This is a genomic window from Aquimarina sp. MMG016 (assembly GCF_018100805.1).
GTDB lineage: Bacteria > Bacteroidota > Bacteroidia > Flavobacteriales > Flavobacteriaceae > Aquimarina.
The window spans coordinates 537,052-563,376 of the sequence record NZ_JAGJEA010000001.1; the positions used below are offsets into that span (position 1 = coordinate 537,052).

The window sequence follows — 26,325 nt, forward strand, 5'->3', positions numbered from 1 at the left end:
TATATTATTTAGGCTGGTACTCAGGGTATCCCATTTGCCAAAGTGCAAAAGAAAATGCATTGACATACATTTCATATCTATCCATTTTAGTAGAGTTCATCGCAGCATGTCCATCTTCAAATTTAACTCCAAACAAAACAGGAGTATCTGCTGCATTAGATGCCTGTAACCTAGCTACAAACTTTGCCGGATCCCAGATTACTACTCTGCCATCTTTCATCCCCCCAGTTACCAAAGTGGCTGGGTATTCTACACCTTCTTTAATATGATGGTAAGAATCCATTTCTAACAAGGCTTCAAATTCTTCTTTGATTTCTACTGTACCAAACTCTTTGATACTATTCTGCCCGTTTGGTTGTATCTCAGATCGCAACATGTTCATAGCCGGAGAAGTCAGGATAACTGCTTTATAGAGTTCAGGGCGTTCAGTCATCGCTCGCCCGGCAAGGATCCCTCCTGCACTGGATCCCCATATTGCAGATTTCTCAGGGCTAGTAAAGCCTTCTTTAATCATATACTCAGTAGTAGCGATCATATCTTTCCAGGTATTAGGCTTGGTAGTTTTCTGACCTGCTTTATGCCATGCTACTCCTTTTTGTCCACCACCACGAACATGGGCAAATACAAGAATTCCTCCTTCTACCACCCAAGTTAAAAAACTAGAGTTAAATCTAACACTACCTCCTCCACCATAAGAACCATAGCCAAAAAACAGAGTTGGATTAGATCCATTTTTCTTAATTCCCTTTTGATAAATAACAGAGACTGGAACCATGACTCCATCATGAGATGGAATTTCAATTTCTTCTACTGCAATATCTTCAAAATCTGGGTATTGATTTACAGGTAATAGGGTCTCTGTTTGGAATTGATTTGTGTTAATATCGAATAAATAATTTGTGGTTGGGGTTAGGTATCCAATTGTTGAAATTCTAATTAAATCATTATTAATTCCTGTAGCTGTTATATGAATATCTCCTATAGGTTTAGGAAGTTTAATCTCTTTTTCTTCTATACCTATTAAACTATGCAATTTAGCTTCTACACCATTTTTCTTGGTAGTGAAATATATTCCTTTTTCAGCCAGCACAAAATTTGTAATTATTTTATCTTTTTTTTCCGGAACAATAATTTCTGGATTATCAAAGTTAGGGCTCTCAATTGAGGTCCTACATATCTGAAAGTTAGAAGCATTTTTAGCAGAGAGAAATATAAAATCATTACCTTCAATTAGAATCTTTTTTACTTTATCTGATTCTTTATGCAGTAATTTCCATTTAGCATTTTTAGACAAAACAGAAGATTCTTTTATATAATACTTGTCATAAAAAGAATTTACTCCTCCTACTATTGAAAATAAGTAGCCATCATTCTTATTATAGTTATATACTATAGGAAAATCTTCAGGATTAATATCTAATTCAGGATAACTTAACTTAGAAAAAACATCTGTTAAAACTTTGGAATCACTTCCTACAATGTGTAGAACTGATTTAGTATTTAACCAATAATCTTTATCTGTTGGATCTACATCCGGTATATGCAGATAAATAAAGCCAGAGTTATCTGATAACCATTGAACTCCCCCAAAACTAGGATTACTGTTTTTAATAACGTCAGGTAACACTTTTTTCGTTTCAACTTCAATAATTAAAATTTCTGAAGCTTCTTCTCCTTTCTTGGAAAGACTTACAGCAACTTTTTTGCCATTCCAATCTGGTTGCAAATAGTTAATATGGTACTCATCATTATCAGAATACGAAGTTGGATCATAAAGAAGTATTTCATCACTTTCCAAGTTTTGACGATAATAAAGTTTAGCAATACTTTTTGTTCCAATACTTTTTGTATAAAAATAACTACCATTATCAACAACTCTAACAAACCTAATAGAGAATTCAGTATTAGTATCATATGATAATTGTTTATCTATCAATGACTTTTTCCCAGGTATACTATTTAATGTATTAAATGCATAAGTTCCTTGTTGCTTTAACCAATTAATGACTGTAGAATCCTCAAGGTTCTCTAAATTACGATAAGGATCTTCAATTTTTTGGCCATGATAGGTATCAATTGTCTTAATTGATATTGCTTGTGGAGGTCTAGTTACTTCTTTGGAACAAGAAATAATCAATAGAAATATGAAAATTCTTTTAATTATGTCACTAAAAACCATTATTTCCCGTTTTGTATCCGTTTTTCTATCTCCTTTTCTCCTCCCGGGGTAAGTGTAGAAGCTGAAGTTTCTTTGATAAAAATCATCCCATCAAAAGCTTTTTTGGAAACAATTTTTATCGATGGAGAATATGTACGCCCAAAAGCCCAATTGGAAAATGCAGTATGCATACTTATGTCTTTATGCATAAAGGAATGTATAGCATTGTGATTAGGGTATGATGTAAAGTCTATATAAAACTTATCTTTCTCAGCTTGCATAAAATACCAATCCAAGCTGCCTTCTTTTTCAGGAAATATTGTAAAAGAACCAACTTTATCATATACATATTCTTTTCCTTTTTTAAAGTAACTTCTGGCCTGAAACGTTCCTTGATAGGTCGAAAACCCCATGGCAAAATATGCTGTGTCCCCTAGGTATTTTTCTAAAACACTGCCAAGCGGTTTTTGACTACCATTGGTATACGCATCAGGATTTTTATTGATATGAGTATTATGGGCCCATAGCATCATTTTGGCATCAGGACCTTCTTTTTCTAGTACCTCCAGTACGGTTTGTGCCATATATTCATCGCGAATATTAAAACCTGCTTTCTTTTCTAGTTTACGATTATAAGTTTCTAGACCCTGGATAATTTTCCTTAGATCAGTCAGTACCTTTCGATATTCTTTCGTAGAACTTGTAGAGACCAAGCGCATCTCATTCACATGGAGATAAGATAACACCCTATATAATTGTTGTCGTTGATCAGATAAATCACTTCTGTCTGTAATGGTTTTAATATCCTGAAATAAGGAATCTACCTGTACCTCTAGTAAAGGATGAGGGTCGGTCTTGTCTATAAAATCGCTGATATTTTTATACGCCAAATCCAATCCTACGGTTTGTGTATCTATGCCAATAAACTTCACTTTTTTGACTTCAGGCACGGTCTTATTATAGTGATGCATCCACTCTATCATATCGATCACCGACTCCACATTCCAGATCCAAAACCCTTGCTCGTTTAAAGCCTCTCTGCTACTGCCTTTGCCATAGAGTACATAATCATTAATAGGTTGGCATCCTATATGACTAGCTTCAATACCAAAAAGGGTAAATCCCATCTCCTTGACCAAAAATTCCAGCATACGATGCTTCATCTGGAAGATTTCTTTAGTTCCATGACTGGTCTCCCCCATACCCACAATACGTACATTTTGTAATATGGGTTTTAAATGCTCCAAATCACTAAACCCGGTTTCTGCACGTACACTATTTAGAGGTATTGATTTCTTTTTGATCCAAGTGATCACACTATCTTGTTGTGCTTTTCTGTAAGCGATTAGTGCTTTATATTCTTTAGGGGATAAGACCCTAAATTTTTCTACAATATAACCACCTTTTATATTCTTTATAAAAGCTTGTCTAGCCGAATCCTTTAGCCATTTGGAAATATAAGGAGACACCTTAAAGGTATAAGTATCACTTTTTTTAATGGGGAGTTCTACGATCTCCAATCCATCTTGTCTAAAGTTACCCAAAAAACCCTGGAGTGTATCTTTTTCTGGTATTGATGCGATAATCTGCAGGTTTACATTTTTTTGTCGCAAATGTAATTGCACAAAATCACCTTTGGTAAGCGGTAGTGTATAATCATGTATTTCATTTCCTATCACCTTCATTTCTTTTCCTTCTTGAAAAGATAAGGAGGTTTTTTGACTAAAAATATTATTGGAAACAAAAGTGAATACCAGAAATAAAAAGGTATTAAGAAAATTAATTTTCTTAATACCTTTTTTTTTAAAATAATCAACACTCATTTTAAATGTATATATGTTCAAACTATTATAATTTAATTTTTACCAAATACCCAAAAAACACTTAAACAATTGCTGTTTTGAAAATCATCATAGCTGTTGAAAACAAATTTCAAATCCATTAACAAGAGATAATATTACTCTAAAAAGTCTTATTATTTATAATGGAAAAATATGCTTGTTAGCAATCTACTCTACTTCCATCACATTCAGGATCATTTTCATCTTTAGTGCGTTGTCCTCCACATGGAAAAGATCCACCATTAATCCTTTTCATATTGCTTTTATTAAGTTTTGAAACTGTAATTTTAGATAACTGTAATTTTTTTGAATTAATTTCCATTTCTATTTTTTTATTTTGAGGCAAATGTACATTGATCCATGGTAATATTATATAAAAGTTAGTCTTGTTTCTAGAATTAAGACTATTGGAACATTGAAATCCTTTGATTTTCAATAGCTTAACTGCTTTATAAAATAAGAAGGATATATACCTGTTTTTTTATAAAATGACTTCGAAAACACTTCGCTAGAATTAAAACCTGCCTCTTTAGCTAATGCCTTAATGGTATAATTCCTTATTTTTTTGTCTGTTTTTAACCTTTCTATAATATACTCAATTCTTAAATCATTGATATAAGGAGAAAAGGTTTTACCCCTATAATATTTTATCACCTTGGTCAAATATTTTGAATTGGTATTCATGTTTTTAGCCATCATTGCAGAGGTAAGCTTGATTTCTAAAAAGCCATTGTTTTTTTCGAAATCTTCTAACTCGCTAAGAATCAAATTTACTACATCATCGTCAATATCAATAGTAGTGGTATTGTGATCAGTAGGAACGTTGGTTTTGGTAACCTCTTTTGGGGTATCCAACATCAGACTATCAAAACGTTCTTTATATTGTTTATTTTTCCTACGGCTTGTATAGAGAACACCTGTAATAGCAATAATTACTAGTAACGAAATAAGAATAATGTAGTAGGATTGATAGTTTTTGGTTCTAAGTTCTTGTATGATATTTTCTTTTTGAGCAATCAAAAGAGGGGTGTCAAATTCTGTATTTAATTTATCTGTAGTAGATTTATACCTACTATGAAATATACTATCATTATACAGTAACCTATTGATATAATAAAGTTGATTATTATTATCTTTAATAGCCTTATAATATTTTATAAGTTCAGGATATGCTGGTCTAGCTTCAGAAATTAAATCATTAGATAGTTGTACAAAAGAGTCTATTTTTTTAAAATAACCCATAGCTGCCTCTTGTTGACGCAATATATTATAGGATTTTCCTAGATAAAAATATCCGTTAATTAAATTGTGATATCCATAACTTCCACCAAACTTACAATTTAAAAACTCCTCTATCCCTTGATTTATGGATAGTATTGCCTGGTCATAATCTTTTTCATAATACTGAAATATCCCTTTGTTTAAAGTATACACCCCTTTAATATCAGTACTCTGAGATAATTTTTTTCCTTGGTTATAAAAATAATGGGCAGAATCAATTTCTTTATCCAATAGATATGTAGACGTTAAATCAGAGAGTTTCATAAGATACCATAATGAGTCTTTTGCATCTCTTTCTTTTTTTAATTTTTCATATTGTAAGCATTTTTTATAAAGGAATTTGGCTTCATCGTACTTTCCTAATTTTCTTTTTAAGGTAGCAATTTTAGAGTTAAAAATAGATTTATAGTATAAAGAATTCATTTTTCTAGAATTTTGTAACCCTTCAAGATAATATTCCAAAGCTTTGTTGTAATCACCTTTTTGCTGCATTATTATCCCTTTAGTATTACACATTGATCCAGTCTGTAATACGTGCTCTGTATTTTTTACTTTAGCAATACCACTATCGATATAGATAATCTGTTTTTCGTAATTATCTGCAACAAGAAATGATATCCAAAAATACCCTCTAGCCATTTCAGAAATACTATCGAGATCTTTTGCTTTTTGTAAATAAGCTTTTGCAAACCATTTATTTGCGTAGGGATCTTTTTCGGTGAATTGTTTTTGATAAAGTTCTTCAAAATCCAATTTCATTAAAGAATCTATAGACGGAAGGTTTTTTTGTTGACTATACACTGTATATTCTTGTGCAAGTACTAAAATAACAAAACAGATAAATCTGTTTATAGCAATATAAAATAATTTTCTCCCCATAATTAGTTTAAAACGACACAAAGATACAGGTATTATTTTTCCTTCCAATTTTTATCAAAAACTGTTTTACAATCAGTAGTTTACATTCATATTAGCAGTAGTCTTAATTCTAGAATTTCGACCCTAATATTCTAGAATCAAGACTTACTCTCCTTGTGTCCCACTAATTTCTCCCCATATATTTGATCCGATCAGATGAATTATTAATTCAGAATGAGAATGGATTCATTTTAGAATTTATCCTGAGCAAAAATTGAAGGGCAAGAATAACAAAACAGATGAATACAAAAAAAAACCAACAAATAATTGATGGAATCATTACAGGGGATCGCTTGATTCTTAAAACATTTTATAAAAACAACCTACCCTATATCCGTAAATATATCCTAAAACAAGGAGGATGCATACAGGATGTGGAAGATGTGTTCCAGGACTCCTTAGTATTGATCTACCAAAAACTACTAAATGGATCCCTACAAATTGATATATCTATTCATAGTTTTTTTATAGGTGTCTGTAAAAACAAGTGGCGTGAACAGTTAAGAATACAACATAAGGTACGCTATAATGATCAACTAGTAACACAAAAGCCAGATTATACCCAATCTGTAATTGATACCCTAATTGAGAAAGATCAAACCGTATTATATCATAAACACCTGGATAATCTTAGTGAGAAAAACAGAACTATACTACAGCTGTTTTTTGAAGGAAAAAGCATGCGGGAGATCGCTACGGTCAATGGATATACCGAAGGGTATGCCAGAAAAAAGAAATTTGAGATTAAGGAAACTTTGTTACGTATGATCCAGAAAAATCCTGTGTATGATGAATTGGCAGTGGTGTAAGTATGATCAGGTGTCAGGTGTGAGGTGTCGGGTATCGGGAGTTAGGAGTCAGGAGTTAGTGTGTGAGGTAAACATCCTTCTACACCCCTTCCACTTCGGCACCTGTCTGCCTCTGGGGGAAGATCAATGACCTAGGGGAATTAAAAAGCAATGCTTTAAAAAAAGGAAAACAGAAAAATAGAAATTATATCAATCGCAGCGCAGCGTAAGGCGGATACCGAAAAGCCTATATCAAACAGAGTAGGAAAAGTAACTATAATAAATTATTACAAACATTATGAAAAATTTTATAAGGCAACATGCCTCTTTCTTTGTTACAATTTTTATACTCACCATATTTAGTGGTTGTGAGAAAGAAGAAATTCTTGAAGAAAGATTAGAAGAGCCAACTACGGAAACCATTACTATAGTGCCACATACAGTTACTATATTAAATGCTGCAGAAATAAAATCAGAAAAACTATTTCATGATCTCATTACTAGTAACAATTTGGGTACAGACAAGCATTCTCATGAAGAAAAACAAAAGACTACAACCACTCCACTCTTTGATATTGATCTTACCAAGGTAAGAAAGGTAGTGGCTAATGAGTATACCTCTTTAACTTTTTCGCTGGTAACAAAACAAAAATCAGCACGTGATATTGATAACCTCGTTCTTGTGGATCAACTAGGTAAGCAAACCATATATTGGTATACATATCACAATTATATTGACAATCCATCATCTGATCAAGAGTTATCATATACTAGACGCATACTCTCTAGCATCGAAGAGGTTATTTCTAAACAAAAAAGAAGTGTACGGTTTCATAAAAATAATAATGACTTAGCAAAAAGTAGTAATTGTCGAATAGTGGCTTATTCCTTTACCCAGTATTGTAGTTGTTGTGGTTGTCACGGTCCTTGGGATACGCAATGTACCTGTGCTGAACAAGGAGGTACAGAAGGTTCCTATGTTCTGGATTTTAGAGAGGTCTGCGGTCCAGGAAACGAAAGCGGAGGTGAAAACGGTCCCTTATCGGTGGGGTATACTTTTGTGGATTATAGTACTGGGGGGTTTCGTGGTATTAACTCTGGTAGGGCACCTGAAGCCATTGGAGGTGGACTTGGCGGTGATGGCGGTATGGTTTCTACTCCGTTTTTAAGCCCAAAGGAGGTCGCGGTATTTGCGCTTTCGGATCTTGTAAATCTTACTCCCCAGCAAGAGAATTGGTATTTTCAGGGAGAACAGATTAATTATGTGCCAGAGTTACTAAGTATCATCTATAAAAATAGATATGCCCAAAACGCTAAAAACCTGTCCAAAAAGATCAGTGAATTTGGCCGTGTTCAAGGAGATAAACCAGCCTCTAAGAGGCTTATTGAAAGCTTCCTTAAAACCTTATCTGAAAATCAAGTAACCGTATCACAAGCAGATGAGTTACTCAATTTTACAGAAGAAAGCAATAACAGTGATGAGGCGATTAAAGCATCAAACATAACATTAGATGTCCTAAGAGCCAATAAGCTGAATGGCCCCTACGATCAAGCTTATTATCAAGCCTTAAATCAATATTTTGATGTAGACACTACCGACCCTGCTTTTGGATTTCGACTATCTGCACAGATCGCGGTGGTAAAATGGCAACACAGAAATGATAATTGGTCAGATGCCCGTATTTATGCCACAGCACTTTGGCAGGTACTTAGTGAACCCGTACATTTGTTATTGGATGTTGGTGGATTAGTACCTGTAGTTGGTGAAATTGCAGATTTAGCCAATGGCGCCATTTATCTATTAGAAGGTGATCAAATTAATGCTGGGTTAAGTTTTGCGGGAGCGGTTCCTTTTGCAGGATGGGCGGCTACTGGAACCAAATTTGTAGGTAAGGTAGTGGTCCTTACAGGTGGTGTAAAAGCAATAGAAGTAATTGCAAAAAATGCAGATGAGATTGCTGCGATTGCCAATAAGCTAAAAGACAAGTTTACACTTATTAAGGAAAGAGGTGTAACTTTGCTCAAGGATAAGTTGGGCAATGTCATTGCTAGAGGAGATAATGATGTAGCCAGAGTATTAGGAAACGTAGCCGATGCGATTAATGATCGACAGCGAAGTGTAATGAGCCAATGGAGCAATAATATTGCAACCGCCACCAATAAACAAAAAGGTAATTTTGGAGAGATTGGTGCAGACCTTGATTTGGCTGAAAAAGGTTATATTCCTTTACAAAGCCGTATCGATGATATCAATGCCAATGGTCATAATGGGATCGATGGTGTATATGAAAAGAATGGTCAATATTTTATTGTAGAAGGGAAATATACAGGATCAGCATCGTTAAACCCTGCGAATCCGGCCACCGACCTTGACAGGCAGATGAGTGATGCTTGGATTAGAGCTGATAATAGATTAGTAGATGCAGTTGGTGAGGAAGTTGCACAAGATATATTAGCTGCTGGTTATACAAGGGTATTAGCAAAAGTAGCTCCCGATGGATCGGTAACCTATAAATACGTTAGTGATACAGGTTATCTAACTCAAGGAGGAGGGCCACTAGGTACATTTAATCCTTAAAAATTATGCGTGATAGTTTAAAAGATAAAACTTACTTTACAGAGTTTATAGAAAAAAAAGAAAGACTAATATCGAGAGGTCATTCTTTATTGGATCAAGGAAAAGTAGCTGTTGAAATGATCGATACTTTTAAGTTTGATATTTTTGATAAGAGTTTAAGCAAAGTTATTGCTGATTATTCTATAGGATTAGATTTGGTAATAGTAAAAGACAATTATTTAAAAATTTTAAGTGACTTAAATGTTTGGAAGGCAAAAACTACCAAAGTTAATCTAGGAATTCAATACACAGATCGTTATACGGTTGAGCCACATGGTAAAATGTTACGCATGTTATCATTAGGATATTTGCTAAATACATCTGATCAAGATTTTAAGATTTTAGTAGATAAAATAGATCGAGATAACATCAGTGATAATCTTTATGAGTTTATTATCAAAGCTCGTTTCCCAGATCGTGTACAAAAACGACCAGAGGAATACGATACAGATCAGTCAGTGATATTAAAAGTGTACGATAAGCTGCGTAGAGCTACTGAACAAAATGATAAAGAAGAGGCTGCCAAATTGGTAAAAGAATTTTTAGAAAAAGACTTTTACCATAAACACTCGGGCTTTTATAATAGTCATAAAAGTAAAGCAAATACTTATTATGGTTACTGGAGCTTCGAGGCTGCTGCAATAGTAAAGATTATGGGCTTGGATGATAGTAGTTTTATCGATCAGCAATATTATCCTAAAGATTTGGTACATCAAAGTCCAGAACCACCCAAGAAAAAGGGGTTATTAGGCAAGTTAGGATTTTAGAGTATATTCTCCACACTTGTCCAGTCAATTTTCATCGCCACAGTGCGGCAGTAGCACAGGGCAAATCTATAAAAGATGATGAGAACATTTAATTAAAAATAATAGTAAGGACTAGTATGATACTACTAGTCCTTATTTTAAAGTTTACAAAATGAAGAATTACACATATTTACTGTTTATATTTTTGAGTGTACAAATGTATTCACAAGAGTTCTTTGTTTCATTTGATGCTACTCATAAAAAGGATTATAAAAAAATAACAGAAAGTTTTATACGTATTGGTAGTTTATCAATTGATAGACAACTGTTATATAGCCTGGATTCTACTGGTTTAAAACAAAAATATGATGAGCTAGAAGAAATGAGTTCTTTAGCCCACGCTGTGGTTAATGAATTTAGTAAAGAACAAAAAGTATCCTTGTCTATTAAAGATTCTATAAGGATAAAAAGGTATTATCTAAAAAATGACTCTACTCATTTATCACAACAAACCATAAAAGATTTTGATACATATTATACTAAAGAAAAATTTTTACTAAAGATTTGGGAGGATAAGAAAACGATTAAGAAAATCAATGGCTATGATTGTTATAGAGTATATGTGGTTTATCTGGACAATGGTATGGTAGGTGCAGAACAGGCTTTATCTTATTATACGCTATATGTTACTGATCAGATTAAGAAACCATATCATCCCATTATTAAGTTTAAGAGTATACTTGATAAATACTACCCATTAGAGGTCAAACAAGAAATGGAGTTCTATGAAGGTTTTGAAATGAAATATACTTTAAAAGAGCTTATTATTAAATAAGTTATAATAAACCTAAAATGAGAAGTTAGTCAAAATATCGAAGATCAAAACCCTTATCACGTCTAGTTTCTTGATTGTTTATAACTATAAGTTTAAAAAAAATAGTTTGATCTTTAAACGTAGGACATAAATCTCAGTCTTGCGGTTAAGTCTTCAGTTTATTTTGGATTTCTGAATACAATCTGAGTATAAGGAAATAATAGATTTACATCAACATAATACCACAAGCAATTTCAATTAGCAAAAGTGGCAGCACTACCTATGGCTTAGTTGTAGTAATCAGGTAGGCGATTGATTATATTATCATCGGTCAAATGGTAAACTGCCACTTTATAAAAACAATATTATGAAAAATGAAAACTACTCATTATATAAAATAATGCAGCATTTTGAAGGTATGCAAAAAATAGAAGTATTTGATCTATTACATAAAATGGAAATTTTATTATTCTATACCTCAAGCCCCATTACTAAAGATAGTATTATACAAATTATTAACTCCGGGCTTGATGGCAGTAGAGATGTTGATCCGTTTCAATTCACTGTCCTGCCTAATGGTAATTTTTGTGAATTTATTGGATCAAATGATTGGCTGCATATTTATCAAGAGAATAAAAGAGGTTGGATGAAATGGAGTCCATTTACTACTTATTATTTTAAGACAAAATATGCTCCATTAGAATTACTGCCATTAACCAAAAAGAAGCTTCTGGAGAACCTGGAGAATACGCCTGAAGTGTCTAAAGTGGTGATTTTTTTGAAACAACACAGAGTTTCCAAAAAAAATAAGAAAACTGATAGGTTATTATTACTAGATCTCTAATTAAAATATATCACATTTAACTATTTAAAAAGAACTATGACATAAAAACTACGTAAAGGGAAAACAAACTAAAACACAAATCGTCCATGGAAAAAATTGATATATTCTATAGGATATTTCACGAGGACTTACATCCATTGACCAACCAAAAAACAAAGGGATACTATTTAAATAACATTAAAAAACTAACACAAAATGAAGTTACATTAGAAGATATACATACTAAACCTAGAGCCTCTTTACGATTCTTATTTTATGAAGTATTACTTTCTGATTTTCAGAAAAAAATGCAACGCAGTCTTCATGAAAAAATATTTCTGTCTTACCACGAACAAGGAAGGACTGAAATTATTGTGAGAAATTATCAGGCTTTACTCCTAAACTATTGTCGAATTATAGAGAATAATTATTTCTCTTCAGAAGACCATAATTCAAAATTTCAAATATCCGATCAAAAAACGGATCTTGATATTTTCAAACTGGTATATCAGTCATTGGATAGTATTCTAAATTACTTAGAACAAATTTTCTATAAATATTTAGACTGTTCGCTACAGATATCACACCAACAAAAATTATGGTTTACTCTTAAGAACAAAGAGCAAGTATCTTTAATGTTATGTCAGATAAAAGCTTTGGAAATTCCTGAGTTAGCCAAAAACATCATTTGTGCACCACTTTTACAGATATACAAAAATGAGTTACCTTCTTTTTCTTATCAAGACAGAGAATATTTATCTGTATATATTAAGGTTTTAAGAAATTTACTTCATAAGGAAAACCCTCCTTCATTAGAGATGCTATATAAAGTACTTATCAGTCTGGAGTTTAATACCTTTAAAATGTTCTTTTTTCTTATTAATCATTTTAAAAAAATGAGTGAAGATATACTGGAGGTAACAGAAAAAACAAACATCTTGCGATCTTTTCAAAAAGAAATTCTTACAACATCTATCACCAGCAGTTACAAATATAATCCTAACCTTCCTTCTTTAAAAGAACAGCTTCTGATATGGGTCAGAGAGGAAATTAGCTTTCTTAAAAATGAAGTGCAGTTAATCAAACCTTCTCCTGAGAATATTCCGAAAACCGCTGTGGTCGCTCCTAAAAAGAAGCTAGTACATATTTCGGTTTCAGAAATATCATTAATAGCCAGGCTGCTTTTTGAAACCGGACTTCTTAAGGGACCAAAAAAGAAACTGTTTCAGTTTTTATCGAATACATTTATTACAAAGAAATCCCAAGTAATTTCTCAGGAAAGTATAAGTAATAGATATTACTCTGTTAGTGAAGCCACGAAACTATCTGTGGAAGGGATGTTAAAAAAAATGTTGTATACCTTAGAAAATATGCGTGGAGAACTTTAATCATCGCTCTTCTAAAAGATCAAGACAGTCATAAGAGTTCAGTACATCCAGTAATTGATATAGGATTCTATATGAGAATCCTTCCATACTCATAATCTCATGAATCTTGTATATGATTACGGATTCCAGATTATCAATGTTATTAGTATTTAGAAATGTTCGTAATTCATCAGGAATATCTAACGCTTTGACTAAAATTTTTAAGGCAGAGTGTTGCATATGGGTTCAACTTTATAACACGTTTACTGATGCTATTAGGTGCAATATAGCATTAAGTTTTACAATTTTTGCTTCTATACTTAAATTTAATCAATTGTATTACAACAGTTTAAGACTTATTTGATTTGTGGTACACATGTGTACCACTGTTTTGGTATGATTCTATTGATTCTCTTTACACCCACATTGAAGAGAAATTAAAAAATGGAAACAAGTATAACGTCAAAAAGGTGTAATGATAACCAACAAAGTATTCCCTTCGGGGAATATATATTAGCTGGTAATCTTCCTTCTTTTTTTAAAGAAAATTTCAATCCTCTTACTGCTATTCCCAGAAAAGAATTTCTTCAATTATTAGAAACAAAAGTAAATCAATAAACACATGGAAATTATTGTATTTGAATCAGAGGCTTACAAAAAATTACAAAGTGACATTATGCAAATGATGCGAACCTCGATTCGAGAAGCCAAAGAAGAAGCATTAGCCAATATGGATCCCGCCAATGACTGGCTTTCTGCAGAGGAAGCTAAAAAGCTATTGGGAATCAAAAGTAAAACCAAATTACAGGAACTCAGAGATTGCGATGAGATTGTGTTTTCTAAAGCCGGACGGGTCATTAAATATTCCAAGAAAAGCATCCTGGATTATTTAAACAGACATATAGTGAGATATTCTTAATAAAAATATTGATACACATGCTTACACTCGAAGAACAAATATTATTTCTGAAAAAGCAAAGAAAGGATTCTATACAAAATCTTAAAAATGTTAAGAAGCAATTTGGAGATAGGTATAGTCATATCTTTTTAGAAAAGATGAATCATAATATTTTCTGTTATGATTCAGTATTATCCTCCTTACGCGAATTACAATCTATTAAAAACACATCCTATGGAAAGTAAAGGTATAGTAAAGTCTAATTATGATTTTGGGAAACTCTTTACCGCCACAAAAGAGTTTATTGATCATTATAACAGAAAACATCCACAACTAAAAGAAAGACTAAATGCTAACCATAGGGCTACTGCAGAATTAATAACAAGACTTTACGCCAAGCAACTCAATAGGACTATTAGTTTGGGACAAAACATAAAAGATACTCTCCCTGGGTTTAAAACCTTCAACCCAAGCCTGGCTTCTTGTAAAGGGTGTACAGTGAGAACAATCATCAATCATAAGGAACGATTAAAAGCAGCAGGGTTTATTATCAAGGAGATCCACAGAGGAAAATCAGGGATTGAATTATGGATTAATCCTACTGTTTTTAAGACGAAAAAATTGTCAACGATCTCCAACAATATTAAAACTGATATTCAAACAATAAAAGAGGTCTGTGACCTCGAAGTGAAAAATTTTCACCCATTAGTTCATGAACAACAAGAACTAAAAAATAATAATAACACTGTGAATAAGTTAACAACTCCAAAAAAAGGAGTTCGCTTGCCAGCTCACAAGTCCACTGATAACTTAGTTAGAGGAACCTCACAAGAACAATACAAGAACATCAGGGAAAGTCGAAATTCTGCTTCTAAAAAGCAACTACAGATTACAAAATCTACACATGCAAAAGAGGCAGATTCGGCTTTTTTATTACAACTGGTGCGAGATTTTTGGAGCTACACCCGATTACTCCTGTACCCAAATACTATGCTAAGTAAACCGGAAGAAACAGAGATTTTAAATAACATATGGGCTTCCGTATATCGAAAATTTAAAGTACACGGTAGCAAAAAAGATTGGGAAAGTTATCAGGAAATCCTGTATAAACGTATCGATATGGTCGCCAGATGGTTAGACAGAAACCCTAATCGATGGGTACCGCCACCACATTTGTATTTTCATCCAGAAAACAAAAAGAATGATTTTAGAAAAACTCACAATTGGTTTCTAAAACAGGAATTGCTAAAACGAGAAATCAGAAATCAGATCCTGATTCAAAAAACCGAATCAGAATGGCAGGATCATAAAAAAGGAGAAGGAAAACACAAAAATAAAAGTCGTTTACAACTCTTTCGAATACAGCAAAAACGCTTAGCACAATACAGAGATGAGCGTTTACTAAGTCAATATGAAAAAAGTTTACACAAAATGGTAAACATGTAAACCATGATACATCCTAATCCAGATATAGCATTGAGTAAATGCATTATATACTTTAATGATGGAAACTCCAGGACATTTTATTCGTTCGACAGGAAACATAAAAGATCAAAACCTAATCAGGCCCTTGGCATCCGCAGACTTGAAAAAATGCTATTACAACATTTTAAAGGAACCTGGGAAACTGCTATTATTTATGAGAATAAAACTAATGGCAAAGAATTGGCTAAGTTTAAGAATGGAATAAGGGTGTTTTAACCCTTGTTGGCATCTCCATTTCTTTGTATCTTGTATCATTAATTGTAAACACCCCATTTATTCTTAGAGATCACTTCTAAGAATAAATGGGTTTGTTGTTTTATAAGCTTTTTAATACTATGGAAATACAAACCGTAAGAAATAGATCTGTACATGCTTTAAACAGAACCAAAATAAGGTTGGAAGCAGCAATTAGGCAAAGGGATAGTTCTACAAACCACGGTATTCCTTCAGATGTGGAATTCGCATTACGAAGATTCTTCAATTCGAGAGCTACTACTTTTTTAGATATTTTATTACGACGAGTTCAATTAATAACCAGAGTTGTTCCTGAAGTTAGAGTAAGAAGAATATCTCGAAGTTATCTTGCTGCTACCTCGGATAATAATAGTGAAAGACATTTTGGTAACATGCAACTTCATACTCCTGCAGCAGCATTCCCAAATGAACACTATATTGCGCTCTATAGCCCTTATTGGGAGGAAAAAGGACAGTATCAACCTGGTGTGCTTATACACGAATGTTTTCATTATTACTTTGGACATATGAGAGGACATCCCAGAGATAATAGAAGAATTAATGCATTCGCTTATCAAGGTTTGGTTTGTCATCTTGGAAGACTTCCAATAGGTCCTGGAGTTCGAACTAACTTAGGCTATTAAATGTTAAATATAGATTTAATATTTAATCCCAAATTCCTTAAAGACCATTCGCACCTCGTAGGGGTATAATAATTGTCTACGTCCGGTATCCAACCCTTTAATTTCTTTCAATTTTAATCGTAGAGTTTCCCGACTAATTCCAAATCGAGTAGCTAATTCTGCTTTACTCCAAAATCGCATTTCCATTATATCGAATATTTAGGTTTATCTAAGCCCACATTAAATTATAGAACCAAAGGTTTACTAATGCTGCAAATAAGTGCTTAGCACAACACTAAACTACCATAAATTATACAGAAGGCCATAACCTAAACAGGCTTAAACAAGCTTGTTTGTCTGCTGTTTTGTAAACATTTTCCTTTGACTGAAAATCAGTACAAAATGTTTAAATGGATCGTTGGTGGATTGGCCACTTTTTTTTCGATACGATATTTATCCCGTTTGCAAAAAGCGAGTACCAATATCACTTCCCGTATTCGGGTACGGATCCATAAGGTGAACCTGACAGGGATTGAACTCAAAGCAATGGTACAATTACAAAATCCTAATCCTGTAGCCTTACGTCTACAACATCCTTTTGTCAGAATTTTACATAAAAACAAACTCTTGGGAAGCTCAACAGTGGAAAATGCAGTCATTGAAATTCCCGAAAACAGTCAAAAAGATTTTGATCTGCATATCCAATCCGCAGGATGGCTTACCCTGATCCAGATACTGGGCACCGAGGCGGTAAACCAGATAAGAAATGGAAAACCTATCCAACTGAACATCCAAGCTCAGATCATCACCCGAATCAACGGATTGCCATATGAACAAACTGATACTATGACTCTACAACTCTGATGAAAGCACAAAGTAAAAGACATATCAATAGTACCAAAAGCTTTGACCATTTGTTTCCAAAGAGTGTGCATAAGGATACTGTTATTATAGGTCCTGGCAAAGCAAAACTGGAGGATACGCTTCAACTGATGCAACTCATAGTGCGAGAGACCATAAATGATACAGAAAAACTAGCAAAAAAACTGAAAGGTCACCATATAACTGAAACCTGCAGGAACATCTGGAATTTTGTGTATCAGCATATCCAGTATAAAATGGATAAAACAGGTGTAGAACAAGTACGCAGACCTTCTCGTACCTGGGCAGATCGGTTTACAGGAGTGGATTGTGATTGTTATACGGTGTTTATAGGAAGCATCCTGACCAATCTTGGAATACCATATAAAGTGAGAATTACCAAATATGGAGGAAAACATCACTTTCAACATGTATACCCAATTGTACCAACTTCGAACGGACATATCATCATTGATTGTGTAGCTGATCAGTTTAATTACGAAGTCCCCTATTCCCAAAAAAGGGACATTGTCCCTACTAGTAAAAATATATCCATTGATGGTTTAGGAACATTGAGTGGAGTGGATATGGCAGACATCAGTTTAGATGCCTTAGAGGAATCACCCATTCCACTACGAAAAGTCATACCTCCCAAGACAGAGAAAATACAATGTACCACCCCTGTAAGGAATACTAAAGGAGTATCATCTTTTAAAAATGGGCTGGTAGCCTCACCTTTTCGACTCGATGATGGAGAGCAGATCAAGACATTACCCCCCGAAAAAGATTTTAATCTATTAAATTTTTTAATCCTTTCAGGGATATCAGTTGCAGCAGGAATAGGTGTACTAAAACTCCTTACTGGCAGCGCCAGAGGCAAAACTCGCAACGCGAGAGGTAAAAATAATAATACGAACAGAAATTAAAACAAAAAAGAGGTTTATAACCTCAAAATAGATAAAGGATATGGAATTACACCGATTAGACGGCTTTGATGCCACAGGATTAGATGCCCTGGATATTGCAGGTACTCAGAGTATGAGTGAGATAATAAATGGCATCAATGATGCCCCCCCGGATATAGCCTATGAGATATTAGACGATGAAGGAAATGTGGTGATGTATGCCGATCTGGATGAAAACATCTATGTGATTGATGGTTTGGGAGGCTTCTTTAAAAAGATCGGAAGAGGCCTAAAACGATTTGGCAAAAAAGTCATCAAACCCGTTGTAAAAACTTTTAACCGATTTCTAAATCCTGCTACCATCCTGCTTAGAAACGGATTTCTGTTAGCAATGAAAATCAATATGTTCAAAGTAGCTGAGAAATTACGTTTTGGATATTTAAGTGATGCCGAAGCCCGAAGACGTGGTGGAGATATGCGCAAGTTTGCCAAGATGCGAAAAGCAGTTCAAAAGGCAGAGAAGATTTACGATATGGCAGGCGGAAAAACCAAAAACCTGAAAAAAGCCATTCTAAGAGGTAAAGGAAATAAAGACAAACAAGTACCCCTAAGTGGTTTTGGATTGGGTAATCCTTTTGAAGATGATGAGCCAACTATATATAACGATCCTTTTGAAAAGTTTGTGGTGGAGTCTGATCCCGATGTGGTTGAAGCATTTCTCAATAATGAAATTCAGGTAGAAGGATTAGGTGCTGTGGCATCCAGTGCATCCATTGCTGCAGCAACCAGTGCGGTAGCAGCTGTGGCTGCACTGGTAGGTAAGATAGGTAATGTGTTTACAAAAGGTAAACAGATAAAACAGCAGGCGCAAGACTTATTTCAAAAACCAAAGCCAATACCAACATTACCGCCTGCTCCTGTACGATTTGGAGATCCAAGATTACAACAGTTTCCAGTACAGAACTTTACTCCTGCTATTCCAGGAAATCCTGCACAACAAAGTGTTGTTCAGAATAAAGCATTGCCTTCAAATACCAATACGGAATCCTCTGAAAAACAAAGTTTTTTCAAAAAACATAAAACGCCCATTCTCATTGGAACAGGATTGTTGGTGGTAGGAACAGGAGTAGCCATTGCGATGCGATCTAACAAAAAGAAAACTTCTAAACCTATATCCGGAACACCCAGAAACCCTCGGCAAGGAAAGCAAAAAAGACAACAAAGAGATGAATTAGGAAGGTTTACCAAAGGTTCCGGAACCCGGAGAGGTAGAAAAAAAAGCACAACAAGAAAAGCTCCAAAAAAACTCGTCCCAAAAGCATTATTGTAAAACAGAAATAACGTAGTAACCATGAGATTTCCGTCTTCACGGAAACTATAAATCAAGATTTAAAATGAAAGTAAAAGCAAATACAAAAGGTAGTCTTCTGGAAGTTGGGAAACATCTCAGCACAGGAGTATTAGGAATGGTGGCAGGATCTGCCGTAGGAAGGTACTCCCTCGCACTTGGTGCGCTGACCATATTCGGGGGAGCCTACTACGGTAAAGACTGGATCACTTCCGCTGGAGTAGGGATGGCATTTTCCAATGGTTTCGGAAGAAAATCACAAGCCATTAACGGAGTGGATGGTATTAAAGATAATCTGGACGATGCCAAAGACCGGGCAATCAATTCCCTGAAAGCTATTGGTAAAAAATTATACCTCGATAAGCTCTCTCCTTCTATGGCACAGAAACTAGCACTTGGAAATATTGAAGATCGCCCATTGGTTTTTATGGGATCGGAAGTTGCAGATACAGGGGATTTTGATACTGGTGAAGTGGATGAGATTATCCGTAAGATTGAAAATGGAGAACAACTCCCTACCATCGATATTCAGCAAGACTTTGCTAATGGATTTGATGGAAATATCGGTGGAATCGATACGATGGAATTAAACGGAGCTGAAGATATCTCTGAACTCAATGCAGTGGCATAGAGGTGAGCCTGTGAGTAAGTGAGTATTTGAGCAATCAAATATTTATCTATTCTAACAAAAACAAACTCAACTCTCCAATACTAAAAAACTCAAATACTAAAACGATGAATACAATGAAAAAAAGTTCAAGATCACAATTCTTAGAAATTGTGAATGCCCATATCTCTTTAAGAGATCAGGCGAAAAAATATGATCCTGCGATGGTTAAAGTAGCCACAGGGATTAAAGAAGGCAGGTTACAATTAGCAGATACCGCGTATTATGCTATCAAGTTCGCAGGGAACAAAGCAAACATTGATATGTTCGAAACTCAGGATGCCAAGGAAATTGGGATCACCAATGTTACCCAGGCAAAACTTCAAAAGGATCGATTGTTCTTATGCAACCGTATCATCCTACTGGCTGCAGAGATTGAAGGTGATCTTCCGGGGAGTGATTCGGAACTCAAAAGAGTAATCAAACAAACCAATTTTGATAGTATCAAAAAAGTAGGTGGATTGCAGAATGGAGTGTTCTCATTAATTGCGAATAAGAAGATTATTATCGATGAACGCCCTATGCAGGAATTTGCTACCGATGGCAATACCATGCTGAATCTGGGAACCTACTTTTTAGAAAGTCCACGCTTTATCCGTGATGATGAGGAATTTGAATTCAATATCGAACTTGGTGATGATGCCCCGGAAAAAGCACTGATTAAAGTGGTACTGGCAGGTACAGCAACAGTCCCAGCCTAGGCAAGAGCCGTGCGGGGCAAAAATTAAAAAACTAATCTAAATGTAATAGCTGATGAACACTGAAGAACAAGAGAAAACCAAGGAGACTAGGGTAGTATTTTCCTTTAAAGTGGAAAAGCAAAATGGACTGATTACCGTAGATAATTTTGAGTTACCAAAATATACCAAACTAGTGAAAGGGATTCAACTGATCTCTGATTATCCAGACCGATTATATTACCGAGGGAGACAACGTATCGAAATTGGAGGGGAGGAACTTTTTCCTGATGGTTTTGAAAGTAAGATACTAATGTCTTCACTTAGTGTAGCCCCCAGGGAACGTTTCTTTGAATTGGGGGATGTATTGCCGGGAGACCTTTCCGTAAAGATACGTTTTGAAGATAAAGATCATAGTAGTGCTCCTTTTGAACGTGGGTATATGGTAACCCTTATCATCCTCATTCAAGAGCGGTCGTAGACCGTATTTAGCAAAAAATCCACAATAGATATTTAATAACTGATAGTTATGAAGTGTATAATCAAAGGAGGAAACAATAAAAGTACCTATGACACTGTTATAGTGCGGAGGAAGTTTGTCCCGATAAAATTTATAATCGAAAGGGAAAATCAATTTTTGAACGCAGGGACAAAACTTCCATTCGCTACTACCAAAGTCAATGCCCTTTTAGTCACTTCTAAAGTAAAAAAATCCTGTGTGGATAAGGAGCTCCTTCCTAAGTACTATTATGGGATATCTGATTTTAAAATGACGGACACCCAATTTTTAGCTGATAATGATGGTGATTTTTATGATGGTGACTACCCTCCTGATGGGTTTTCCAATGGAGAATTCACAAATCAATGGTGGTACTATGTACATCCTGTTTTAGATCGATTTCCCCTTTTTATTGATAATGGTATTTCTGAGGAATTAGGGGATCCCATACTCCTTGAGTTTACTCGAGAAGGACAATGTACTCCTGATAAATATTATCTCTGGAGTGAAAGACTTCCTAAATCGGGGTCTTCATTGATTACATTTTTTCCACCAACTTAATATACAAGTATGCTTTTAGGAACATTATCACTATTTCAGAAAAGAGGAATTTTCTATAAGCAGCAGCAGTTGCATTGGGAAGACTCATTTTCAAAAGTCATTGAACAGGAACTTACTCCGGATATGCAATTACAATTGTCGGATGTTCCAAAAAACCAGCAATTGTTGCCAGTAGATGAATCAGGTGATACCGATTATATCACCGCTTTCTATCAGGATGAAGGACAAGCTAACTATCCATACGAAGTAACCGTATGGTTACTCGTAGAGGCCACATAGTGGCATTTAAATTAATAATAACCAGTTATCCCTAATAGAATGAAATGCCAAATGACCCTATGGGTCTGGGATAACAAAACACACAATGTGTGATGCGTGAGGAATTTGCACTGAAATATGCAGACAGAAGAGCCAAAGAACGAGGATACGATTCGTATCGCATTGTTTACAGGGAATTTATGATACCACCAAATGGGATGCTGAAGTTTCAGGCAAATAATGAAATCTGGTTGGTAACCTATATCGCTTGGGGGCTGATTGTCAAATCAGATTATGGGCGCTATGATAATTGGTATACACAAGGAATTATTGAAAACTCCCACGAGCATGGGGACCGTATTGAAATTATCAATACTAGGAAATACCAGCGAACCATTCGCTTTTTACAGGTGATCTTAAAAACGGAAGATGATGGAAGCAAGGAATAGAAAACCAGGATCAGTTCGATTAAATGAGTTGCAGTATGCTGAAATGGATCGGTTAGGGTTTACCAATGAAAGTGCTTATGTGAAGTATAAAATGGACCAGGGACAATCTAAGTTAGAAGGATTAAAAACATCTTTTGAAAAAGATATGGTGAGACAATTGCCAGTTACAAATACATCACAAGAAGTGAATCCTGTGGTAAAAGATCAGCTGACCATACAACGCCTATCGATGGAAAATAGAAAGCTTCAGGAAAAACTGGAGGAAATATCCAAAAGTAGTGAGGAAACCTTGAATGGTGTTCATCATAAGGTACATACTATGCTTCAGGAAGAACTCCAGAAACGAGATTATGAGCAACTTAAAAAGTCCTATGCTGAATCTGAATCCAAAGTAAAAAAATTACAGGAAGGCCTCGATGAGGCCCAAAAGGAAATCGAAGCCCTGGTGAAAAAATTAGGCTTTGTAGAATTAGGAAAAGCCCTCCTTCCCGGTGCAATTTCAGGATTAGCCAAACAGTACCCCAATCAAATGAAAGGGATTGCAGGAACCCTGGGAAGGCTGGGTATCAGCGATACACCGGAAAACACTAATGATCACCAGGAGAATAACTACTTACTTCAGGTATTAGAGCATCTTAGTGAGGTGTTTACTGAAGAACAATTCGAACAAGTCATACAACTGATGATCCAATTAGGAGAACAGATCAATGATGATCAGGGGTTGATACAAAAAATCACTTATTACCTAAGTCAATTAAAACGAAAAACAGAGGCGAAAAAGAATGGTAATAAAGAAGCAGAGTAATTAGCACAAAGTATTCAGTGTTAAGAAATAAGTCTTTGTACTTAATACTGACTACTCATTACTACAATAAAAATAATACATATGAAAACACCGATCACCGTAGAGATAGAAGTAAAAGACCAAACAGAAGCCCGCCATGTGCAAAAGGCTTTTGAAACGATGAATAAAAATTTTGGAGCCAAAGGCATTATCAAGATGGAACAGCTATTTCTTAATGATGCCTTTATTAGAAACCTGGTAAAAATGAAACTCGCATAGCGAGAGATCAATAAAAAGAATACACTATGGCACTCCCAGCAGCACTTGCAGTGCAGGCAATAAAGAAAAGATCGAAAGTAACAGTTGGTAGAAAAACCACAAATATACTATTAGCCACAGGATTGGGAGTTGCTGCCTTTTGGGGAGTACGGGCATTATGGCGAAGGTTTAAAAGAGATATCCGGGAAGGACAAGCTCTAAACGAAGGAAACCCTGCCAATTTCGCCATTCGATTGGTAATGGCTTTTGAAAATGACAATGCTTTTGGATGGGGAACCGATGAAGAAACTTTGTTTCGAACGCTGGAACAAATCCCAACGGCCAGTATGATGCGAAAAGTTCAGCGCGCTTATCGTGATTTAGAAGGTAGAAATCTAGCAGCCGATCTACAAAGCGAACTCACCACAGAAGAGTTTGCGATTGCCAATGAAATTATTAACTCAAAAAGATAAGGCCCATGAAACGAAATACAACGACTGCGGTCAAAACAAGAAAGAAAGTCCGAGGCGGACAGCCAAGCAAAAATAAAAACAAACCACTTACCCAGAAGCAAATTTTGATGATTGGCCTTGGTGGCGGAGTAGCATTAGGGATAGGATATTTAGCTTATAATCACATTAGAAATAAAGCAGCTGCAAAGCGAAGTGCTTTCAATGATCCTATTACTACCCCTTCCAAAGATATCATCACAAAACCTAGCCTGCCCGTTGCTGCTAGCAACTTTCCGGTGAAGAGAGGTGCTCGAGGTGCTTTAGTAGCGATGATACAAAATGCACTCCTGGCAAAAGGTGGACAAGCAGCTATGATCATTAAAGAGACTAGTTTTAAAAGTGGTCGTGTGGATGGGATTTTCGGGAAAGGAACAGAACGAGCACTTAGAGCTGCTGGTTTTCCTTCAGTAATTACACAAAGTATTTTTACAAGCTTAGTAGGCAAAACAACTACTTCAGGGTTCGATGCAGCATCGATCTCCAGAGAAATTATAGCTGCTGCCAATACAAGAAATCTGTTTGGGGTACTTAGTGAACTTAAAAAAATAAATTCTGTAGATCAGTACCAATCGGTGAGTACCTTTTTTCAAGGGGTTAGGATTAATGGGATTCGGGTAACTTCATTGGTCAATGCATTACTTAGTGTGACTTTTAAACAAAAAGAACTGGAGAAAGTAAAAATAAGAGCAGAGTTTAGACGTATGGGGTTAAAGCAAAATGCACGAGGTGTATGGTTTATTCCAGGACTTGGATCCATAGGATCTTTTGACACAAATTCTAATCAAATCAATAATGAGTGGAATCTCGCTATAGCAGTTAAACCAACTTTGCTAAAAGCTACAGATGGATCCTTTATCGTTCCTGAACTTGCTCCAAATACGGTAGTGGGATATATCACAGGAATGGAAAATGGAACAACCAGAATCCTAACACAATCCGGAGAAACGGTATTCGCCCCCACCAGAAACCTATCCTCCATCTAGCCATCATTGATGGCATTTGGTATCAATAAATAACTATAAGTGTAACATTTAAAAATAAAAACAATGAAAAAACTAATACAATGGTTGTTACCCATTTTAGAAAAACTAAAGCCATTCTGTGACTATTTTAAAGTGTGGCGTGAATTGTCCTCATTGGCAGTTGGGTTAATATTATGGATTCATAGTGCAGTATTCCTTCGATGGATTGACCCAACCTCAGGAACCTATGATGCAGGAGTATTCCAGGTATACTTGTTCGCCATCATTGGAATTTTCGTCCTTCACGGCATTGTAAGAATCCTGATGAAACTCATCTGGCCCACTTCAGAACATTATTTAGACCATCATTTTAGAAACGATTTTAATACCATTACACCATGGCAAAAGCTAAAATTATCCACTTTTATATTCTTTGCTTTCTTGTTTGCAGTAGCATCACTAGCCAGGGCTCTATGAGCCTAATAAGCACTAAAAATGATGAAGAGCATACACGGGAATGTGTAAAAGAACTATACGATTCCCAGGTGGGAGTACGTGAAACAGGAGGTTCTAACAGAGGATCTCATGTAGAAATGTATCTGGCAAGTGTAGATTTAGGTCCGTCATATGCTTGGTGTGCTGCGTTCGTTTCGTGGTGTTACCAGAATGCAGAAGTAGAAGCTCCGCAAAGTGCCTGGGTTCCCAGCTTCGCTTTAAGGCGTAAACGCATCTATCATCGTGGTAAGTTTGAAAAGCAAACGCCACAAAAAGGTGATGTATTTATGATATGGTATAATAGCAAAAACCGTCCTGCTCATATCGGTTTTATAGATCAGTGGGGTGAGAAATGGATTGTCACAGTAGAAGGAAATACCAATGATAATGGTTCACGGGAAGGTGATGGTGTCTATCGAAAACGAAGATTAAAAAAACAAGTATGGGTAGTATCGGACTTTGTCAATAGCACTGACAGGCAAAAATTACCATAAAT

33 protein-coding genes are annotated in these 26,325 nt (G+C 35.1%); 27 read left to right on the forward strand and 6 right to left on the reverse strand.

Annotated features, from left to right (window positions below; all coding sequences use genetic code 11):
* Window positions 1-4: 4 nt before the first annotated feature.
* The 4 genes from J8M14_RS02195 to J8M14_RS02210 all read right to left on the reverse strand — a co-directional run bounded on the left by J8M14_RS02195 (window position 5) and on the right by J8M14_RS02210 (window position 6,159).
* A complete protein-coding gene (locus J8M14_RS02195) occupies window positions 5-2,179 on the reverse strand; it encodes a prolyl oligopeptidase family serine peptidase (protein ID WP_211072704.1) in 2,175 nt (724 codons plus the stop codon).
* Entirely contained in the window at window positions 2,179-4,002 is a 1,824-nt protein-coding gene (locus J8M14_RS02200; protein WP_211072705.1) for an erythromycin esterase family protein, read from the reverse strand. Before J8M14_RS02200 ends, J8M14_RS02195 begins: the two co-directional genes overlap by 1 nt.
* A gap of 157 nt (window positions 4,003-4,159) precedes the next feature.
* On the reverse strand, window positions 4,160-4,321 hold the full coding sequence (locus J8M14_RS02205; protein WP_211072706.1) for a class I lanthipeptide: 162 nt from the start codon (window positions 4,319-4,321) through the stop codon (window positions 4,160-4,162).
* Window positions 4,322-4,431: 110 nt separating this feature from the next.
* Window positions 4,432-6,159 (reverse strand): helix-turn-helix domain-containing protein, encoded by a 1,728-nt coding sequence (locus J8M14_RS02210; protein ID WP_211072707.1) that lies wholly within the window; start codon window positions 6,157-6,159, stop codon window positions 4,432-4,434.
* 278 nt (window positions 6,160-6,437) lie between these two features.
* On the opposite strand from J8M14_RS02210, the gene J8M14_RS02215 reads away from it, so the two are divergent.
* The 6 genes from J8M14_RS02215 to J8M14_RS02240 all read left to right on the forward strand — a co-directional run bounded on the left by J8M14_RS02215 (window position 6,438) and on the right by J8M14_RS02240 (window position 13,374).
* Window positions 6,438-7,007, forward strand: a complete 570-nt coding sequence (locus J8M14_RS02215) for a sigma-70 family RNA polymerase sigma factor (protein WP_211072708.1) — start codon at window positions 6,438-6,440, stop codon at window positions 7,005-7,007.
* Window positions 7,008-7,284: 277 nt separating this feature from the next.
* Window positions 7,285-9,564 carry a hypothetical protein gene (locus J8M14_RS02220; RefSeq protein ID WP_211072709.1) on the forward strand — a complete coding sequence of 760 codons (2,280 nt, stop codon included), beginning with the start codon at window positions 7,285-7,287 and terminating at the stop codon, window positions 9,562-9,564.
* 5 nt (window positions 9,565-9,569) lie between these two features.
* A complete protein-coding gene (locus J8M14_RS02225; RefSeq protein ID WP_211072710.1) occupies window positions 9,570-10,370 on the forward strand; it encodes a PoNe immunity protein domain-containing protein in 801 nt (266 codons plus the stop codon).
* 151 nt (window positions 10,371-10,521) lie between these two features.
* Window positions 10,522-11,184 carry a hypothetical protein gene (locus tag J8M14_RS02230; protein ID WP_211072711.1) on the forward strand — a complete coding sequence of 221 codons (663 nt, stop codon included), beginning with the start codon at window positions 10,522-10,524 and terminating at the stop codon, window positions 11,182-11,184.
* Window positions 11,185-11,530: 346 nt separating this feature from the next.
* Window positions 11,531-12,007 (forward strand): hypothetical protein, encoded by a 477-nt coding sequence (locus J8M14_RS02235; RefSeq protein WP_211072712.1) that lies wholly within the window; start codon window positions 11,531-11,533, stop codon window positions 12,005-12,007.
* Between the two features lie 86 nt (window positions 12,008-12,093).
* Entirely contained in the window at window positions 12,094-13,374 is a 1,281-nt protein-coding gene (locus tag J8M14_RS02240) for a hypothetical protein (RefSeq protein WP_211072713.1), read from the forward strand.
* On the opposite strand, the gene J8M14_RS02245 is transcribed toward J8M14_RS02240, so the two are convergent.
* Window positions 13,375-13,593, reverse strand: coding sequence for a hypothetical protein (locus tag J8M14_RS02245; protein WP_211072714.1), 219 nt, complete (start codon window positions 13,591-13,593; stop codon window positions 13,375-13,377).
* A gap of 204 nt (window positions 13,594-13,797) precedes the next feature.
* Between J8M14_RS02245 and J8M14_RS02250 the strand changes: the two genes are divergently transcribed.
* From J8M14_RS02250 to J8M14_RS02275, 6 genes are all read left to right on the forward strand, one after another.
* The gene (locus tag J8M14_RS02250; protein WP_211072715.1) at window positions 13,798-13,971 is read left to right on the forward strand and encodes a hypothetical protein; all 174 of its coding nucleotides are present in this window, start codon (window positions 13,798-13,800) and stop codon (window positions 13,969-13,971) included.
* A 4-nt stretch (window positions 13,972-13,975) separates the two neighbouring features.
* Entirely contained in the window at window positions 13,976-14,272 is a 297-nt protein-coding gene (locus J8M14_RS02255) for a helix-turn-helix domain-containing protein (protein WP_211072716.1), read from the forward strand.
* Window positions 14,273-14,289: 17 nt separating this feature from the next.
* Window positions 14,290-14,496 carry a hypothetical protein gene (locus J8M14_RS02260; protein ID WP_211072717.1) on the forward strand — a complete coding sequence of 69 codons (207 nt, stop codon included), beginning with the start codon at window positions 14,290-14,292 and terminating at the stop codon, window positions 14,494-14,496.
* Window positions 14,486-15,697 carry a hypothetical protein gene (locus J8M14_RS02265; RefSeq protein ID WP_211072718.1) on the forward strand — a complete coding sequence of 404 codons (1,212 nt, stop codon included), beginning with the start codon at window positions 14,486-14,488 and terminating at the stop codon, window positions 15,695-15,697. Before J8M14_RS02260 ends, J8M14_RS02265 begins: the two co-directional genes overlap by 11 nt.
* Before the next feature lie 3 nt (window positions 15,698-15,700).
* Window positions 15,701-15,952, forward strand: a complete 252-nt coding sequence (locus tag J8M14_RS02270) for a hypothetical protein (protein ID WP_211072719.1) — start codon at window positions 15,701-15,703, stop codon at window positions 15,950-15,952.
* 119 nt (window positions 15,953-16,071) lie between these two features.
* On the forward strand, window positions 16,072-16,614 hold the full coding sequence (locus tag J8M14_RS02275) for a hypothetical protein (RefSeq protein WP_211072720.1): 543 nt from the start codon (window positions 16,072-16,074) through the stop codon (window positions 16,612-16,614).
* Between the two features lie 15 nt (window positions 16,615-16,629).
* On the opposite strand, the gene J8M14_RS02280 is transcribed toward J8M14_RS02275, so the two are convergent.
* Window positions 16,630-16,800, reverse strand: a complete 171-nt coding sequence (locus J8M14_RS02280; protein WP_211072721.1) for a hypothetical protein — start codon at window positions 16,798-16,800, stop codon at window positions 16,630-16,632.
* Between the two features lie 309 nt (window positions 16,801-17,109).
* Between J8M14_RS02280 and J8M14_RS02285 the strand changes: the two genes are divergently transcribed.
* From J8M14_RS02285 to J8M14_RS02355, 15 genes are all read left to right on the forward strand, one after another.
* Window positions 17,110-17,457 carry a hypothetical protein gene (locus J8M14_RS02285; RefSeq protein ID WP_247672527.1) on the forward strand — a complete coding sequence of 116 codons (348 nt, stop codon included), beginning with the start codon at window positions 17,110-17,112 and terminating at the stop codon, window positions 17,455-17,457.
* Entirely contained in the window at window positions 17,457-18,380 is a 924-nt protein-coding gene (locus J8M14_RS02290) for a transglutaminase-like domain-containing protein (RefSeq protein WP_211072723.1), read from the forward strand. The genes J8M14_RS02285 and J8M14_RS02290 overlap by 1 nt, the downstream gene beginning before the upstream one ends.
* Window positions 18,381-18,420: 40 nt before the next feature.
* Entirely contained in the window at window positions 18,421-19,689 is a 1,269-nt protein-coding gene (locus J8M14_RS02295; RefSeq protein WP_211072724.1) for a hypothetical protein, read from the forward strand.
* 64 nt (window positions 19,690-19,753) lie between these two features.
* On the forward strand, window positions 19,754-20,338 hold the full coding sequence (locus tag J8M14_RS02300) for a hypothetical protein (protein ID WP_211072725.1): 585 nt from the start codon (window positions 19,754-19,756) through the stop codon (window positions 20,336-20,338).
* Between the two features lie 113 nt (window positions 20,339-20,451).
* On the forward strand, window positions 20,452-21,075 hold the full coding sequence (locus J8M14_RS02305) for a hypothetical protein (RefSeq protein ID WP_247672528.1): 624 nt from the start codon (window positions 20,452-20,454) through the stop codon (window positions 21,073-21,075).
* Between the two features lie 52 nt (window positions 21,076-21,127).
* Window positions 21,128-21,532: a hypothetical protein gene (locus tag J8M14_RS02310; protein ID WP_211072727.1), complete on the forward strand. Its 405-nt coding sequence runs from the start codon at window positions 21,128-21,130 to the stop codon at window positions 21,530-21,532.
* A 48-nt stretch (window positions 21,533-21,580) separates the two neighbouring features.
* On the forward strand, window positions 21,581-22,111 hold the full coding sequence (locus J8M14_RS02315; RefSeq protein WP_211072728.1) for a hypothetical protein: 531 nt from the start codon (window positions 21,581-21,583) through the stop codon (window positions 22,109-22,111).
* Window positions 22,112-22,120: 9 nt separating this feature from the next.
* The gene (locus J8M14_RS02320; protein WP_211072729.1) at window positions 22,121-22,390 is read left to right on the forward strand and encodes a hypothetical protein; all 270 of its coding nucleotides are present in this window, start codon (window positions 22,121-22,123) and stop codon (window positions 22,388-22,390) included.
* A 179-nt stretch (window positions 22,391-22,569) separates the two neighbouring features.
* Window positions 22,570-22,818 (forward strand): hypothetical protein, encoded by a 249-nt coding sequence (locus J8M14_RS02325; protein WP_211072730.1) that lies wholly within the window; start codon window positions 22,570-22,572, stop codon window positions 22,816-22,818.
* Window positions 22,802-23,623, forward strand: coding sequence for a hypothetical protein (locus J8M14_RS02330; protein ID WP_211072731.1), 822 nt, complete (start codon window positions 22,802-22,804; stop codon window positions 23,621-23,623). The genes J8M14_RS02325 and J8M14_RS02330 overlap by 17 nt, the downstream gene beginning before the upstream one ends.
* An 81-nt stretch (window positions 23,624-23,704) precedes the next feature.
* Window positions 23,705-23,881, forward strand: coding sequence for a hypothetical protein (locus tag J8M14_RS02335; protein ID WP_211072732.1), 177 nt, complete (start codon window positions 23,705-23,707; stop codon window positions 23,879-23,881).
* 26 nt (window positions 23,882-23,907) lie between these two features.
* On the forward strand, window positions 23,908-24,333 hold the full coding sequence (locus J8M14_RS02340; protein WP_211072733.1) for a hypothetical protein: 426 nt from the start codon (window positions 23,908-23,910) through the stop codon (window positions 24,331-24,333).
* Window positions 24,334-24,338: 5 nt separating this feature from the next.
* Window positions 24,339-25,355, forward strand: coding sequence for a peptidoglycan-binding domain-containing protein (locus tag J8M14_RS02345; protein WP_211072734.1), 1,017 nt, complete (start codon window positions 24,339-24,341; stop codon window positions 25,353-25,355).
* A gap of 63 nt (window positions 25,356-25,418) precedes the next feature.
* Complete coding sequence (locus tag J8M14_RS02350) at window positions 25,419-25,811, forward strand: hypothetical protein (protein WP_211072735.1); 393 nt, start codon at window positions 25,419-25,421, stop codon at window positions 25,809-25,811.
* The gene (locus J8M14_RS02355) at window positions 25,808-26,323 is read left to right on the forward strand and encodes a CHAP domain-containing protein (protein WP_247672529.1); all 516 of its coding nucleotides are present in this window, start codon (window positions 25,808-25,810) and stop codon (window positions 26,321-26,323) included. The genes J8M14_RS02350 and J8M14_RS02355 overlap by 4 nt, the downstream gene beginning before the upstream one ends.
* Window positions 26,324-26,325: the final 2 nt, after the last annotated feature.